16 protein-coding genes are annotated in these 14854 nt (G+C 50.4%); 1 reads left to right on the top strand and 15 read right to left on the bottom strand.

Features of this window, described 5'->3' with window-relative positions:
* Positions 1–36 precede the first annotated feature (36 nt).
* Genes IPF95_15865 through IPF95_15840 form a run of 6 tightly spaced genes read right to left on the bottom strand, consistent with a single transcriptional unit; the run spans position 37 to position 6130 of the window.
* Positions 37–1368 (bottom strand): DUF58 domain-containing protein, encoded by a 1332-nt coding sequence (locus tag IPF95_15865; GenBank protein ID MBK6476160.1) that lies wholly within the window; start codon positions 1366–1368, stop codon positions 37–39.
* A 7-nt stretch (positions 1369–1375) separates the two neighbouring features.
* On the bottom strand, positions 1376–2407 hold the full coding sequence (locus IPF95_15860; protein ID MBK6476159.1) for a MoxR family ATPase: 1032 nt from the start codon (positions 2405–2407) through the stop codon (positions 1376–1378).
* Positions 2407–3603 carry a hypothetical protein gene (locus IPF95_15855; GenBank protein MBK6476158.1) on the bottom strand — a complete coding sequence of 399 codons (1197 nt, stop codon included), beginning with the start codon at positions 3601–3603 and terminating at the stop codon, positions 2407–2409. Before IPF95_15855 ends, IPF95_15860 begins: the two co-directional genes overlap by 1 nt.
* Positions 3600–4298 carry a hypothetical protein gene (locus tag IPF95_15850; GenBank protein MBK6476157.1) on the bottom strand — a complete coding sequence of 233 codons (699 nt, stop codon included), beginning with the start codon at positions 4296–4298 and terminating at the stop codon, positions 3600–3602. Before IPF95_15850 ends, IPF95_15855 begins: the two co-directional genes overlap by 4 nt.
* A 4-nt stretch (positions 4299–4302) precedes the next feature.
* Positions 4303–5193: a hypothetical protein gene (locus IPF95_15845; protein ID MBK6476156.1), complete on the bottom strand. Its 891-nt coding sequence runs from the start codon at positions 5191–5193 to the stop codon at positions 4303–4305.
* On the bottom strand, positions 5153–6130 hold the full coding sequence (locus IPF95_15840) for a stage II sporulation protein M (GenBank protein ID MBK6476155.1): 978 nt from the start codon (positions 6128–6130) through the stop codon (positions 5153–5155). The genes IPF95_15845 and IPF95_15840 overlap by 41 nt, the downstream gene beginning before the upstream one ends.
* Before the next feature lie 61 nt (positions 6131–6191).
* Here IPF95_15840 and IPF95_15835 point away from each other — a divergent pair, with 61 nt between their 5' ends.
* Positions 6192–6926 carry an RDD family protein gene (locus IPF95_15835; GenBank protein ID MBK6476154.1) on the top strand — a complete coding sequence of 245 codons (735 nt, stop codon included), beginning with the start codon at positions 6192–6194 and terminating at the stop codon, positions 6924–6926.
* Here IPF95_15835 and IPF95_15830 read toward each other — a convergent pair.
* The 9 genes from IPF95_15830 to IPF95_15790 all read right to left on the bottom strand — a co-directional run bounded on the left by IPF95_15830 (position 6913) and on the right by IPF95_15790 (position 14825).
* Positions 6913–7677: a hypothetical protein gene (locus IPF95_15830; GenBank protein ID MBK6476153.1), complete on the bottom strand. Its 765-nt coding sequence runs from the start codon at positions 7675–7677 to the stop codon at positions 6913–6915. The genes IPF95_15835 and IPF95_15830 overlap by 14 nt on opposite strands.
* 111 nt (positions 7678–7788) lie before the next feature.
* Positions 7789–8664: a LemA family protein gene (locus tag IPF95_15825; GenBank protein ID MBK6476152.1), complete on the bottom strand. Its 876-nt coding sequence runs from the start codon at positions 8662–8664 to the stop codon at positions 7789–7791.
* Positions 8665–8841: 177 nt separating this feature from the next.
* Positions 8842–9153, bottom strand: a complete 312-nt coding sequence (locus IPF95_15820; GenBank protein MBK6476151.1) for a hypothetical protein — start codon at positions 9151–9153, stop codon at positions 8842–8844.
* Between the two features lie 72 nt (positions 9154–9225).
* The gene (locus IPF95_15815) at positions 9226–10095 is read right to left on the bottom strand and encodes a hypothetical protein (protein ID MBK6476150.1); all 870 of its coding nucleotides are present in this window, start codon (positions 10093–10095) and stop codon (positions 9226–9228) included.
* A 156-nt stretch (positions 10096–10251) separates the two neighbouring features.
* On the bottom strand, positions 10252–11037 hold the full coding sequence (locus IPF95_15810; GenBank protein MBK6476149.1) for a hypothetical protein: 786 nt from the start codon (positions 11035–11037) through the stop codon (positions 10252–10254).
* Between the two features lie 267 nt (positions 11038–11304).
* Positions 11305–11898, bottom strand: a complete 594-nt coding sequence (locus IPF95_15805; GenBank protein ID MBK6476148.1) for a hypothetical protein — start codon at positions 11896–11898, stop codon at positions 11305–11307.
* Between the two features lie 23 nt (positions 11899–11921).
* The gene (locus tag IPF95_15800) at positions 11922–12923 is read right to left on the bottom strand and encodes a T9SS type A sorting domain-containing protein (GenBank protein ID MBK6476147.1); all 1002 of its coding nucleotides are present in this window, start codon (positions 12921–12923) and stop codon (positions 11922–11924) included.
* Between the two features lie 4 nt (positions 12924–12927).
* Complete coding sequence (locus IPF95_15795) at positions 12928–13950, bottom strand: hypothetical protein (GenBank protein MBK6476146.1); 1023 nt, start codon at positions 13948–13950, stop codon at positions 12928–12930.
* Positions 13951–14081: 131 nt separating this feature from the next.
* Complete coding sequence (locus tag IPF95_15790) at positions 14082–14825, bottom strand: response regulator transcription factor (protein ID MBK6476145.1); 744 nt, start codon at positions 14823–14825, stop codon at positions 14082–14084.
* Positions 14826–14854: the final 29 nt, after the last annotated feature.

Here is a 14854-nt window from a genome sequence, read left to right as displayed (position 1 = left end):
CCATTTGAACCAAAGAAACTTCAATCGTAGTTCCAGTTACCAAGTGCCACGCGCCTTCATCTCCAGGTACCTGTTGATCACACTCACGGTAAGGTCCTGTGGACGGCAGAGGATCGCGGGCATGCCGTGCCTCTCCAGCTCTTTTGAGATAAGGCGTTTTTCGTGCATGGTGCGTTCAGCAATGGTCCGGATATAGATGGCTTCGGTATCGAGCGGGCGATCCAGGATATCCTTTTCCAGTTCCGTGTTGAGAAAAAAGATCGGGACCACCATGTGTTGCTTGGCCAAGCGGCGCAAATAGGGGAGTTGGCGTTCCAAGGCGTGCATGCTCTCATAATTGGTGAAAAGCAGAAGTAGACTACGCTGGTGCACCTTTCGTTTTACCGCTGCGTAAAGGCTTTCCATATCCGTCTCTTTGTAGTCGGTGGCTTGCCCATAAAGTGTTTGCAAGATGGTCTGCATGTGTCCGCGTTGGCGGCTGGCGGGTACCGTATCACGTACTTTATTGCTGAACGTGATAAGGCCTGCCTTGTCTTCTTTATGCATGGCGATGCTGCTTATCACCAGCGCGGCGTTTATCGCATAGTCCAATAAGCTCAACCCTTCGAACGGCATTTTCATTACGCGACCTGTATCGATCAATGAGAAGACCTGTTGGGCTTTTTCATCCTGGTATTGGTTCACCATTAATCTGCCTCGGCGTGCGGTGGCCTTCCAATTCACTGTGCGACGATCATCGCCCGTAACGTATTCCTTGATCCGTTCGAATTCCGCTTGGTTGGCAACTCTTCGCAAGCGTTTTATACCAGCAAGCGTGAGCTTGTCACTGATGGCCAACAATTCATATTTCCGTAGCTGTAAATAGCTGGGGTACACCGCTACTTCCTTGGCATTGTCCAAACTGAAGCGCCGTTCCGCTAACCGCAATGGTCCTGAGACGTAAGCTTGCACGGCCCCATAGTGGTAAATGCCACGTTGCACGGGGCGCACGGTGTACTCGAACGTACGTGAACCCCAAGCTGCGATCGCGCCGTTGAATACAAGGTCGCGTTTCTGGAATTGCACGGGTAGTTCATCGAGTATCCGAACGTGCATGGCCATTCCATATCCGCTTTTCAATGCGATCGAAACCGGATTCTGATCACCATTGCTCCACCGCTCATAGGTGTGCCGTTGTGCTTCCATTCCGGATCGCTTTCCGAAAAGAATGAACAGCTCAGCGAATAATGAGATCAGGATGATCACGAAGGATAGCTTAGCGAATACGAGCAACGGGGACCAGATCCAACCGAACAGGAACAGGCCAACAATGACCCATCCTGCAATGAATGCACGGCGAGTAAGAAATATGGACCTGATCGACTTCATACTTCGACTACCGCGGTACTTCGATCTGTTTCACAAGTAGCGTAATGACCTGATCGGGTGTCAATCCCTCCATTTCCCGCTCCGGTGTCAACTGGATCCGGTGGCGCAGAACATGTGGCGTTACACGCTGTATGTCTTCCGGTGTCACGAAATCGCGACCATCCATTGCTGCTTGTGCGCGTGACCCCTCAAGTATGGCCAGCGATGCGCGCGGTGATGCGCCCAACATAAGTGAACCATCATGGCGCGTGCGATCCACGATGGATGCGATGTACCGCATCAGTTTTTCATCGCACCTGATCTGTTGGACCAACGAGCGCGCACGCTCCAGTTCTTCTGGTCCTATCACCGGTTGAACGGCATCAACGCTTAACATTTTGCGGCCTTGCCCAGCACGGATCATGATCTGGAATTCCTCTTCGACCGTAGGATAATCCACGTTCACTTTGAAGAAGAAGCGATCCAATTGTGCTTCGGGCAACCGATAGGTGCCTTCCTGCTCAATGGGGTTCTGCGTTGCAACGATCATGAACGGTTTGCCCAGGAGATGCGTCTTACCATCGGATGTCACTTGGCGTTCTTCCATGGCCTCGAAGAGCGCACTCTGTGTTTTGGCAGGGGCACGGTTGATCTCATCGACCAGAATGATATTGCTGAATATCGGCCCGGGACGGAACTCGAATGCAGTGGTGCGTGGGTCGAAAACGCTTGTGCCGATCACATCACTCGGCATTAGGTCCGGTGTGAACTGGATCCTTGAAAAATTGGTCTTTATGCACCGTGCCAGCAACTTGGCCGTTAGCGTTTTGGCCAATCCCGGTGCGCCCTCTATCAATACGTGGCCATCGCAGAGCAACGCGATCAAGAGCAGATCCACAACTTGGTCCTGGCCTACGATCACCTTCTGTACTTCGCCACGCAGTTTGGCAACGGCCTGTTGCAGTTCCGTAAGTGGTACGGTTGGTCTAAAGCCGTCCTGGTCAGCAGCATTGGAGTCTTGTAGTTGTTCCGGGTTGTTGTCGTTCGGTTCCATGGTCATCATATCAGTTGACGGAATTCGTAGAGTTCGTTATTCAATTGCTGTAGTTCGGTTTCACTAAGGTGCGTGGCTTTTTCATAACGTTCGATGGAACGCAATAGTTCAGCGATCTCCTCCGAGGTCTTGCCGGTCTTTGCACTTAGGTGCTGTGTTGTAGCGTCATCGTATGCGAACGTGCGCAGGTAGGTCCGTTGGCGGATATCGTCCTTGAAGTGCGCGATCATTTTGTGCGCTAGATCGCCGTGATCACCTTTTTGCCAATACAACCTACCAATGGTGTGGACCAACTCCCGCGTTGCGTTACGCGGAGCTGCCACGATGGGAATAGCGCGTTGTTGGCGTCTTGCATAAACAGCGATATAGAGCATGATCAATCCCAATGCGATGTACCAAGCCCAGCGCAAAGCCTCTTGTGAAAGCAGATAGCGCAGCGGAGTTTGAGATTCTCCACGGCCAGCTTTGTAGAATTCGTCCCAGATCACAGGCCACTGCGGTAGAATACTGAATGCACCGGAGATGAATTCGGCGTTGTCGTTCTTCAGAAGATTGAAATTGGTGAACGCGTCCGGCATGCTGCACAACACGAACCGGCCGCTACCAAAGGCTGTTTCCACGAGCACGGGATCCGCGTGGCCATTCACTGCCAGCACACGTGTATGTGTTGTATCATAACTGGTGAAGTGACCTCCGGATGTACCACGAACGTAATGGAACGTTCCCGTTGCAATGCGCTGATCTCCAACACAGCGAACATCTCCTGTATCACTGGATGCCCCGTAACCACCGTTGATCCGCACATTCAAACTATCACCGAGAATACCACCGATGTCCTCGGCAGCAATGAAAATATGATCACCCATATACGCGTTGGTCATGAGGTCCTCCGCGATCATCGGGTCGAAATGGATATAGTTATTGATGAAGATCCGATTGACCGGAGTATGCATTTCCATGGCTTGGTACTCCTCGTTGTAGCTGCTTTGTTGTGTGCTTTCCGCGGCCTGGTGTACTTCGCTGATCTCAGGGAAGAGATCGATCAATCGTTCAAAAACAAGCGAAGTTCCCAATGGTTTCTTGTGATGGCGCGAGTAGGAGGGCGACCAGTCCGTTGGTTGTGGGACCATGGCTTCCATTACGGAAAGCACAATGATCAACAGGGCCAATCCCAGTACTATGCGCTTCTCGAACCGTGTCATGCTGCCGGTGCCAATTCAAATTCAACGAACCATTTACGCAGCTCATCATAACGCACTTGATCCACTTCGGCATGGCCGTACCACACCCACTGGAACACACGTGCCGTATGGGTAAAGCGTTCGCGCATTCCGCTATTCTCGATCTGTTCGATGTAATTGCGATCGGTGAATTCCGGTCCCCAATGGAGAATGCCGTTATCCACTAATTTTCGCAGAACGAGCAAGTAATGCAGGCGTATCGCGCGCCGCAGGTCACCTTGTTGTTCGGCCTCAGCTATCATGGTCGGTAGATCCATTCCACGGATGTCCTCATCAACCACTGCAACTTCCGCTAGTGAGCGTGGTTCACCGTAGAACACTTTGCGTAAGCCGCCCTTGCTCAGGAAATAGATCGCGATTCCGATGCCGAGCAGGATGATCAAGTAGTAGATATTATCCGTGACGAAACGACCTGCTTCGTTGCCGAACAGTTTCCTCAACCATTCATAGATCCATTCCTTGATCCGTTCCCATGGCGTGGGCTCGCGCATGATCTCGCGTTCGTAGAAGTAGTCCGGATCAGCCTGATACGCAGCTATCCGATCCGTATCAAAACCGCGCAATTCGATCGGTTGGGTCGGTGCTAATGAGTCCTGCACGGCATGGCCGAATGGCGCGAACGCCAAAAAACACAAGAAGACCAACAGCACCCGCATGCGATCAAATGTCCTCGAAGCCTTCTACTTTTTGACGAAGACCGGATCCTTCTTTTTCCTCAACAAGGCTGAAGTATTTCAAGCTAAGACCGACGTAGACGATAGGGTAGGTGAGAACAGTGACGGCCATTTGAATTGCCATTTGAATGGACATGAACATACCATAGCCATCCATCGCTCCTGGTTCTCCTTCGGCCATGGCCATGATGCCATTGAACCCAAGCACCGCCCCGACAATGGTAATGGGTAGCATGATCGCATAACTGACCACTGCATTCACCAGACCAATTACGATCACGAGGCCCAAGGTATCCCAGAATCGACCCTGTACAAGTTCATTGGAACGGGACATGGAACCGGTTGCTCCTTTGCGCTCAATGGCGTGTACGATCAGTATGAGTGAGAGTACCGTAAGTGGATAAAAAAGTGGAAAGATGCACAACAAGGCACCCAGCATGACCAAGAGCCCGGACAAAATGCTCATCCCTATATACGATCCTAGCTGACCTGTTGACAGACTCCATAATTGAGCGGTTGTTACGCCGTGATGTTGTCCCATATCATACAATCTGATGTATTCATGAACGATCGCGATCAATAGCATTACCGCGGCGAAAACGAGTATGTAGCCTCCGATCATCGGCAACATATTCCCGGCAAGTGCTCCGAGCATTGCGGAAGGTTCTCCGGACAGGGAACCCGAGAAGATCATTCCTTGTAGGTCACCGACCGTCTTGCCCATGAAAAAGCCCGCGATCAATGCGATCGGAATTACAATGGTGCCAATGGCACGGAACAGGGGTTTCCAATTCTGTTTCAGGAATTGGAATGTGGATGTTACGATCTGACCGAGGTCACGTACTTGGCGCAATTGCACCGGCTCGATGTTCTGCATGGTAAGGTTGGATGATGAAATAAAAGATGACGAAGGTGAGCGATAGTCCAATGATGCTCAGTGTTATGATCGGTGGCAATGTCAATGCATGGCGTGTTACAAAGGATTCCAGGAAACCCGCTACAATGAATACTGGCACCAAGCCGATCACGACCTTCATGCCAAGTCGGGCACCATGCCGGAAACTCTCGATGCGCTTATAGGTTCCCGGAAACAACATGCCGTTGCCCAATGCAAAGCCAGCAGCTCCGGCGATGATGATGGCCGATATTTCTAATGTGCCGTGTACCCAGATGGTGAGCAAACTCTCACGCAGCACGCCTTGTTCATGAAAGAAGTATTGGAACGCGCCTACCATGATGCCGTTGTACAGAAGTAACAGACCTGTCCCATAGCTCGCGAATATACCGGCGGCAAAACACAAGAGTGCAACGCGCACATTGTTGATGGTGATGCCCAAGAACATTTCACCTTCCTCTGATCCGCCATACACCGCCATGGGTTCACCCTTATGGATGTTCTCCAAGGTCATGTCCACATAACCATCACCAAGAATAAGTCGCACGAACGTAGCGTCGTATTTTGCTGATAGTGCTCCGATGCCCATTGCGAGCATAAAGACGGTGAATGACAACAAGAGTTGTTGTCGTGTGGCGGCCAAAGCGAGTGGCACTTCTTCTGTCCAGAAGGTCTTGAACCGCCCTCTATTCGTGCGTTTGTTCTTGTAGATATGATGGTGTAAACGCGATGCCAACCCGTTCAAATACGTTGCGATATTGCTCGAAGGGTAGAAGGTCCGCGCATAGGACAGGTCATCGTTCAACGCGATATAGAGCTCTGATGCTTCGTCGCCACTGAGCATATCCAGCCCACTAACAGCTTTCTCCAAGCGTTCCCACTTTGGTTTGTTCCGTTGAATAAAGGCTGCTTCGCGCATGGATGTCAAACATAATGCAGGGAAAGCATAACGGTGGTTCTCTCCTTATTTTGCCGCCCCAATGCAGACCATTGACATAGAAACAGCGCAGAACGTTGTTGTGCAGCATGAAGTTGCCAGTGTTGGAGACCGGGCCGTAGCATATTTGTTGGATTCATTGGTGCTCGTAGCGTGGGTCTTGTTGTGCTTATTCGTGGGTAGTTTTATCGAACTATGGAAGGTTGGAGGATCCGCAACTGGTATTCTGGCAATTGTTTTTGTGCTCCTACCTTTTCTATTCTACCATTTGGTCTGCGAGTTGACCATGGATGGCCAAAGTATTGGTAAGCGTGCAAGGAAGATCCGTGTAGCACGAGTGGATGGCGGACAACCGACGCTAGGCCAATATTTGATCCGGTGGATCCTGCGAGCTATAGATGGCTTTTATTGGATCGGCTTCGTGGTGATCCTTATCAATGGTAAAGGCCAACGATTGGGCGATATTGCAGCTGGAACCACAGTGGTAACGCTGAAGCGTCGATTGAGCCTTCAGGATACGTTGATCACCAGAGTAGAGGAGGGACACGTGGTTCGGATCCCGGAAGCGGTGAGATTGAATGATGCTCAGGCACGTATGATCCGTGAAGTGCTTAACGCAAAAATGGCGAACTCAAAGGTGCGCGTTGTTGAAGAAATGGCCGATAAGGTCCGCAAGGTCATCGGGAATGAAGGTGTTGGCATTGGTTCTAAGGTATTCTTGGAGACGGTTCTTCGGGATTATGTATTTCTCACAGGCCAGCAAACTACCAACCCGTGACCAATAAACGCCGCGCTCCGTTGATCCCGCATTTCTGGTACTGGTCGTAGGCTTTTGCAGCACGTTCGCGGATGTCCGCATCCGACTCATGTGCCACCCAACCAATCAATGCAGCCTTTAGTGTGTATGCTTCGGGCGCCATCAATCCCGTGGTCCATACCAAAGGTTTTGCCCCGGTCGGTTCCAAGTACGGAGCGAAATAGCGCTTGCTGATGCACGCCAGTATGATCGTCTCGCGCTGCTTGGTATCCTTGGCTGTGAAGGTCCGGTCCAACGAGAATTCCATCAACCCATCATGACCTACATAAGCGATCAGGTCTGCGCCACCGCCTATGTTCAGCTTTACGCCATTCACAACGAATTCACTTTTTTCTGCACCGCTTGCATAGCTGAATAGTGCTTGAGTGGCTTCCTTTATGTACCGTCCGTCATAGGCATCCGCGATGATGTACACCGCACTATCCCTATGCTTCCAGACAGCTCGCTCCAGGATATGTGAGTTTGTTGCCGGGCTGGATGGTTGTGCGGTCCACTCCGCTGAACGGTTGAAGTGCGTCTTTACGCCATAGCCAGCACCCCAATAAAGGTTGGTCCTAGCATCCTGACCATTGCCAATGCCCGCGGGCACTTTCACGATCCCTTGGTATTGGTTATCGCAAAGGGCAACCACGATGTGGATCACGCGCTGGGCATGGAACTTCGAGGACGAACACAGGACTACGAGCAGAAGTAAAATGCGGATCTGGATCATTGGAGAATGAAATGCCGTTCAAGCCCATATGTAACGCAAAATAGGGTGTGCCCCGTATTTGCTATCTGTTGAAGTCGGTCATTCGAACGGCCAGGCGTATGGTTCTAGTTCCTATGCCGAGACATCAGCTGAAGATCCGTTCGTAGTTTCAGGAGAGACTTCTGCTCGCGGATCCGCGGAGATAAATTGCCATTCGTCCGATCCAGGTCTGGAGATCTGCACTGTCGCTGGAAGTGAGCCGCTTGCTACCATTGCATGGATGTCGGTCAAAGGCACTGGGCCTTTTGGTGTGCCGCCAGAAACCATGTAGAAGTATGCGCTGCTCGGTGCTTCCTTCATTTTATCGGCCAAGAGTTTTCCTGCGTTGCCTGCCTGTTGGGTAAGATTCCGTGTGGTCTTGGCAATGGTGTTCCCGGCACCGGAGAGCAACTGCTGAAGACGTTCCCCATCATCAGTCTTGAATTCCTTGAGACTGTTAGGGTCTGTAGCTCCACTTTGGTCGAACTGTAAGTAAGGTGCTTCTCCGAAACCCAAGGCGCGAGCGATAAAAACAGTAGGGATCGAAAGCCGTTCAGAATTATAGCCCTTCACCATTCCGTTATAGTGGTTCCTGGTCTTGCCGATCTCCGCTTCACAAGATTCGATGTTGTTGACCAGCCGATGGTATTGTTCGTTGGCCTTAAGATCCGGAAAACGCTGCGCCAGACCTTGGATCGCATTCATTACGGTGCCACTTTGTTGATAGGAACTCGACATAGCCGCAGTACTGTTGTCCTGCGATACCTTGAGTTGAACAAGTTGTTCGCCCGTCTGATAGTTCTTCACAACTTCGATGAGCTGGTTTATCAGAGAGAGTTTCTTGCTGATCGCTACCTGCACGTTGGATGATGATTCGCGAACGTTCTGTGCTAATTTCTGTAAAGAGTTGTAAATACGTGCGGCCCATAGGACCAGAACGATCAGGACGATAAAAATGAAGGTTAGCATGGTGTGTTATGTTTGAATGTAAAACAAGCGTTGTTCAAATGAAGGACATGGTTCCAATTAGGATCCGGCGGCATTTGGTGAGAATTTGGTGGCATCAAGTGGGTCTCGAGAGAAGAATGTAGTCAGGTAAACGGGAATGTCTTCGATCTTTTCATGGATAAGCTTTTGCCGTTGACCCTACCTTTTGCTCAGAAGCATTGTTAGCCCGTTCACCTGAAGTGTATCACCGCTCCAAGTCCCCATGCTCAGTACACCGTTGGTAGGTTTCAGTAGCAGCTTGCCATCCTTCTGCTCGTATGTTCCGGTGATGGTCTGGCCAATAAGTTCCATTGTAAAATAGTACTGACCATCCGGACGTAACTCCAAGGTGGCGGCGCGCATTCCGTCCAGGTCCATTCCCGCAATTGTCGCATAGATCTCGGATCGGTCAGTGGTTTTATCACAACTCGTTAGGATTACGAACAAGAGTGGTAGAAGTATGTGTTTCATCGCGGGTATGGATTGTCGATGTTGTTGGTAATTCAGAATTCCTTTCAACAGGTTCAGAGCCCTTCGTGCTTCCTAATTGTTCATCTCTAGATAGGTCCCTTTAGAAGCGTCATACCGATAGAGCATGGTTTCGTTCACGGGGATCCGGGTCTTGCCCACCTGGTCGATCCGATGGCCTTTGGTAGTGGTCTTCGCATCGAAATATGCTGCATCACTTGGCAAGAATGAGATCGTGGTATTCAGCTTTTCAAGCAAGATCCTGCCATCGATGATGAATTCATTGGACTGAAGTGTTTGCACTTCCCAGATCAGTTGTGCGTTGTCCAGACCATAGAACCACGCGTTTGCAAGGGATTGTCCTTGAGCAGAGAATCCTCCAGAGACCTGCAATGCGTATTTCTCATTACCGATCTGGATCAATGTTCTGTCATAAGGCTTCCCGTTTGCACCGTATTCGCCCATCGCCGGGTTCCAGGCGGTTAGTATCCAGGATCCGTCGGCTTCTCTGCTGAATACCGCCAGTCCCATCATTGGCGCACATGCATGACAGGTGAGCCGATCGCCGTTCTTATCCAAGGTGTAAGTATTCAGCACCATCACTTTTTTGGGAGTGTTTCCGGTAACGCTCAAGGTTTGGAGCACCATCGTGGAATTGCCTTGTCCATCCTTGGGGAACATGTTCTTCGCCGCTTCACCTTCAGGCATCCAAATAATGGTCTGGTCGGTTGCATCGTAGGTCCCTTTTGGAAACAGCGCAGGTAGCACGTTCGCAGGATCCGGATCCTTCAGTTGCAGTGTAGGTAGTTCCACCGCTTTGTCCGGCTGGATGGTCGTATCAGTTGTGGTCTCGTTATGTTCCGTTACACCTCCACAGGAACTAAGCAGCACTACAAATGCTGTTGATAGTGATAGCCAGTTTCTGAAGGATCTGGATCGTTTCATGGATGGTCGTTTACACTTGAGTATGTTGGCGGTCCTGTGCAGTTTTGCTTTCGTTGGATCTGAGATCTGATCAGTGGAGTAGCGTTTCTCAACTCCACTGATCAAGATCATTCATCACTCAAGGCCCGGTTACTACTGAACCGTTGGTATTGCTCACTAGTCCACACCGAAGGCAAAGACCTTGTCTCCGTTCATGAATGCATACTCACCAGCTTCGATCTCGTCATCGATGTGGATCTCATAGACCTGGTTGCCAATGTTCTTGAATGAGATCCGTATCCGGTTATCGGTCACTTCATGACTGTTGTTGGTATACATCGCATGACTGCTCTTGGATACGTCGATATATCTATCCTTCGCTCTTCCACGGATCTCGAACCGTGCAAGTTTGATGATGTCCGAGGGGTCTTGCCCTTGGTAGACCTTCACGACGAAATTGTATTGGCCTTTTGCGACCCGGATGTTTGACTTACTTCCAGGGATCTTCACGGAGCTTGTGCTTCCGCCGAACCCACCATATCCTCCTCCGCTAGATGAGGTTCTAACGTCATTTTTCTCCAATTGATCGTAGCCGCCCTTGCCATCCGGCATATACACTTGATCGTAGAATTCAGGGCCGGACTCATCTTGTGGTACCGCTTGTACGGCAGCTGCATTTCCAGGTTCGTAATTATACGGATTTTGTAATTCATTTTGGAGCGCCATCATCTGGCCAGCATCTTCATTCTCTACGGCCCGTTTGAACGCGATCCAATTATTCCGGTCCCGTGTAAGACCGGTCACAGCGGCACTATTATTCTCGGCAGCAGCCTGCGCGATCTGAGTGTTCAACCGTGCTATTTGCGCATCGAACGCATCGGTTTGTGCCATGGCCGTTGCTGGAAGCGTAGGTATCTGCAGGCACATGAAAAGGACGAGGAGGATCTTTGGAATGTTACGCATCTTGTTGAGGTGTTTTTTTGGTTTGGTTGATGTAGGAATTGGCTTTGGTAAGTTCGTCTTGTATCTGTTGGTTCAGCAACGGTCCAAAGGTGAACCTTAGATCATCCGCTGTTTGCTCTCCCTGAGGATCCGGCGGTGTTCGCTGAGAATTCGGAGATGGAAATGGGGGGACGTGCTCACTACGACATGGAATCTGTGGTGCCGAGCATTACCGTATAAGCTAATGCCTGTGCTTCCATCAACTCTGGTGTTGGTCGTTTTCATTTTTCATTCAGTAACCCGCAGTCTGAATTCACCTTCTGTAATGGTGTGGTCATAGGAAAGTGTATCACCTTGCATGTTGACCTCCATGAGATTCGTGTAGCTGAATGTGCCGGACACGAAACCGCCCACCTGCCGTTCCAACTGATCAACCATCATGGTGCCCGTCGAGCCATCGTGCGGGAAATAGTACTGATTGCTTTCGGACGATCCCGGTGTAACAAAATGACCCACCGTAACAACGAAGGTCCGATCATCTACTTCGGGTTGTTGAAGTTGAATAGGGGGGACATCCAATGAATCGAAGACCAAGTTCAACGTCGAATAATGGGTGTTGCCGAGTAGCGCGCCACCTCCGAACTGCATCATGGTATAGTCGGAGAAATTGGTATATAGAATGAAGATGGGTGCCTGCGGGACCGTCATATCCAACAATGTTCCGTCCAGCTTGAATTTGATATATTCTGTGCTGTTCGGACTGGGATTCCCTCCTGTTGATGCAGCGGGTGTATTGCTATCCTTCTTGCACGACGTACTACACACAATGGCCGCGAACAAAGCGACATAGAATACCGATACGCGGGTTTGTCGCGATTTCATTTTTCTCTTCTCCATGAACTTGATTATTGCTTGATGAGTGTAACACGATGGATCCGCTCCAGATCCTTCCAGAAGAAAGCGGTGTAGGTTCCTTTAGCTAAGCCTTGCAGGTCGATGTACGTCTCGCCATTCAGCACCTGGTCATGGACCAACCTGCCTTGTGGGTCATAGAGAACTACACGTAGCGGTTTGCCGTCTTCGGTGCGTACGGTTATGCCTTCGGTGAAGGGGTTGGGGTAGGTGGAGATGCCCGTTTCATTGGCAAGATGCTCAGTTGTAGTGTATCCGCTCACGACAATGTAGTTGGTCAAACTCCAGCGCCCATTAGCGTCATGTGATCGGATCATCAGGGTATCTCCCAGTTCAACGAACGGTGCAGGTGCAGTGAAGATGTAATTGAGGATATCCGCAGCTGGTGCGGACACAATGTGCTGATCTGCCATTCCGAATCCGGGATCAGAAGCGGGAAGCGCAAAAGTTTCGATGCGAACAATTGGGGAGGGTTCGTCTGTTTCGATTACTAATAACGCGGCATGGTTCGTCAGGCTCCATACGTTTTCACTTGTCAGACTTCGCACGAAAAGTGTGTTGACACCAACGTGTGCGGTCGACATGTCCGGATCGAATGTTATTCCGGTCGCATTCGTAGAGGTTCCGCTCCATGCGGTCAAGCCATTTCCAAACCCGGGATCCTCGTTCAAGAAATACTCAACCTCGACCTGGTCGGCAGGAGGATTGGGTGGCAGTTCGATGACCACCGCCTTGGAGAAATTCGTAAGACCCCAATGTCCATCCGCATCCAAAGTGCGAATGCCAATAGTGTGGATGCCAGGACTATATCCCGAAAGATTTATCGGTAGTTGTAAGTTGGGTGCGTTCGGAGTATTGGCCACGTTGAAATTGTAATTCATGCCAATTCCAAGGTCTTGGTCTATCCAATATTCACCGCGGTGCATGTTGGCGGTCTGTGCCTGAACTTGGCCGATGGCCACGAGGCAAGCGTATGAAATGATCTCGCGTATCATGGGTTCAGTTGTTGGACTTGGTGCTCAAGGTCACGTTCACAGTTCCGCCCGGCGTTGTATTCAACGTGGATTGCAGTGAGTAGATCGTTGGTATGTTCGGAATGCCGCTCAACCGATACGGCGAGATTCCGCTAAATGCTCCTCGCCCTTGTGCGCCGCCTTCGTTGTATGGTGATGCGGCGAGAATATCATACTTGCTATCATCGGTACCCACTAACAGGTTGTACACGTTGCCCATATTCACGACTTGGTTACTTGCATCCCCACCGACCAAAGAGGTCGCACTGATATTGTCATGTACCGTATTGTTGGAACCAGCAATATTGCCGTAGAATACATTGTAGGCCACCTCTGCATTCTTCAAGGCATGATTCCCGGTCGACAACAGTGTGTTGTTCAGTACAAGCAAATTCTCAATTACATCGGCGGCTTCCGCAAAGCTCAAGTTCCCATTGATGATGTTGTTCCTGATCGTAAGGTTCGTTATAGTCTGTGCAAACTGATTGTGAGTGATACTGCCCGAAATGAAATTCTCTGCGACGAGAATGTTCGATACACCTGTTCCTCCATTTGGGAAAGCAATGTCAAGGCTGCTATTGAAGTAGCATCGGCTAACAGTAATGTCCGAGGTGTTGGCAATGGTCACCCCTCCGAATTGATCGACAAAATGTAGTCCCATGATTACGGTGCCTTGAGAGTTGATGTTGTTGAGCGTGAGCAAGTTTACTTTAGATGTCTGCGAGTTGGCTTGCAGGCCGATATTGTTAGGTGCAGCTCCGAGCTTATATCCCGCGCCAATGATCACTAAGCGTTTTTGGATCGTGAGGTCACCGTAGTTCGCATCAGCTGGTTCTAGATGTATCGTGTCATCATCCTGTGCTGCACCGTAAGCCGTAGCAAGAGTCTGGTAGCAATCGGTGCAGGTTGTTGCGAAGGCTGCTACGCTATTCACGCGGATGATACGTGCATGGGTAGTTATGTTGGCCAACATTAGTGCTCCGGTCAAGAAGGTTGTCAAGGTTTTCATGGTTTCTCGTTTGATGTGGGTTGGGTTAACAGAATTTCGATTTGTTTCCACAAACCTCATCACATATACACTTTCCAAAATCCACAAATGAGAATTCGGTAACCTCGATCGAGGATCCGGTATCCCGCGCCCTAAAGCCGCTCCAGCACCTCCATCAACTCCGCCTTTTGCCGGCGACTTACGGGGAGGTTCTTGCCGTCACGCATGATCACTTCACCGCCTTCGCCTTTTACGTAGCGCTTGATGTGCTTGCGGTTCACCAAGTGGCTTTGGTGGATGCGGACAAAACCTTGTTGCACCAAGAACGCATCGAACTCACTCAGAGGTCGGCTCACCACTTGCGGTTTCTTTTCGTCGCGTAAATAAACCTCGGTGTAGTTGTTATCGCTACTGCAATAAAGGATCTCTTCGATCTGCACCATGGTTAGGCCTTCACTGGTAGGAAGGGCGATCTGGCGGTCGTTCGCTACTTGATGAAGAAGTGAAGTAACATCAGCTGGGGATTTGGTTCCACCAAGAGCTATCAACGCTCTATGAATTGCATCGTCCAACTCTTCCGGCACTACAGGCTTCAGTAAATAATCCACAGCATTGAAACGGATGGCGCGAACAGCATAGCCCTCGTGAGCCGTGGTGAAGATGACGTGCGGGCGGTGTGGTGCGATGGCTTTTAATAGATCGAAACCGGTCATCCGGCCCATCTCAACATCGAGGAAAAGCAGATCAGGCATGTGGGCCAGCGCCAAAGCTGTACCGCTGGGCACATCATTGGCAATTCCGATCACGTGGATGTTGGGATGTCGTTCCGCCAATAAGGACGAAAGTGTGTCGCGACATTGGGCTTCGTCATCAACGATCAACGCGGTAGTGGCCATGGGAGAGCGATTTTGCGCGATGAAGATAA

This window comes from Flavobacteriales bacterium (assembly GCA_016704485.1).
In the GTDB taxonomy this organism is placed as follows: Bacteria; Bacteroidota; Bacteroidia; order Flavobacteriales_F; family PHOS-HE28; genus PHOS-HE28.
This window is presented reverse-complemented; position numbering and strand designations above follow the sequence as displayed.

Coding starts and splice junctions, on each gene's coding strand:
- IPF95_15835 (MBK6476154.1), top strand. CDS start 6,192: ATGCAGACCATTGACATAGAAACAGCGCAGAACGTTGTTGTGCAGCAT.
- IPF95_15810 (MBK6476149.1), bottom strand. CDS start 11,037: ATGCGTAACATTCCAAAGATCCTCCTCGTCCTTTTCATGTGCCTGCAG.
- IPF95_15815 (MBK6476150.1), bottom strand. CDS start 10,095: ATGAAACGATCCAGATCCTTCAGAAACTGGCTATCACTATCAACAGCA.
- IPF95_15850 (MBK6476157.1), bottom strand. CDS start 4,298: ATGCGGGTGCTGTTGGTCTTCTTGTGTTTTTTGGCGTTCGCGCCATTC.
- IPF95_15790 (MBK6476145.1), bottom strand. CDS start 14,825: ATGGCCACTACCGCGTTGATCGTTGATGACGAAGCCCAATGTCGCGAC.
- IPF95_15820 (MBK6476151.1), bottom strand. CDS start 9,153: ATGAAACACATACTTCTACCACTCTTGTTCGTAATCCTAACGAGTTGT.
- IPF95_15845 (MBK6476156.1), bottom strand. CDS start 5,193: ATGCAGAACATCGAGCCGGTGCAATTGCGCCAAGTACGTGACCTCGGT.
- IPF95_15840 (MBK6476155.1), bottom strand. CDS start 6,130: ATGCGCGAAGCAGCCTTTATTCAACGGAACAAACCAAAGTGGGAACGC.
- IPF95_15825 (MBK6476152.1), bottom strand. CDS start 8,664: ATGCTAACCTTCATTTTTATCGTCCTGATCGTTCTGGTCCTATGGGCC.
- IPF95_15795 (MBK6476146.1), bottom strand. CDS start 13,950: ATGAAAACCTTGACAACCTTCTTGACCGGAGCACTAATGTTGGCCAAC.
- IPF95_15865 (MBK6476160.1), bottom strand. CDS start 1,368: ATGAAGTCGATCAGGTCCATATTTCTTACTCGCCGTGCATTCATTGCA.
- IPF95_15855 (MBK6476158.1), bottom strand. CDS start 3,603: ATGACACGGTTCGAGAAGCGCATAGTACTGGGATTGGCCCTGTTGATC.
- IPF95_15830 (MBK6476153.1), bottom strand. CDS start 7,677: ATGATCCAGATCCGCATTTTACTTCTGCTCGTAGTCCTGTGTTCGTCC.
- IPF95_15800 (MBK6476147.1), bottom strand. CDS start 12,923: ATGATACGCGAGATCATTTCATACGCTTGCCTCGTGGCCATCGGCCAA.
- IPF95_15805 (MBK6476148.1), bottom strand. CDS start 11,898: ATGAAATCGCGACAAACCCGCGTATCGGTATTCTATGTCGCTTTGTTC.
- IPF95_15860 (MBK6476159.1), bottom strand. CDS start 2,407: ATGACCATGGAACCGAACGACAACAACCCGGAACAACTACAAGACTCC.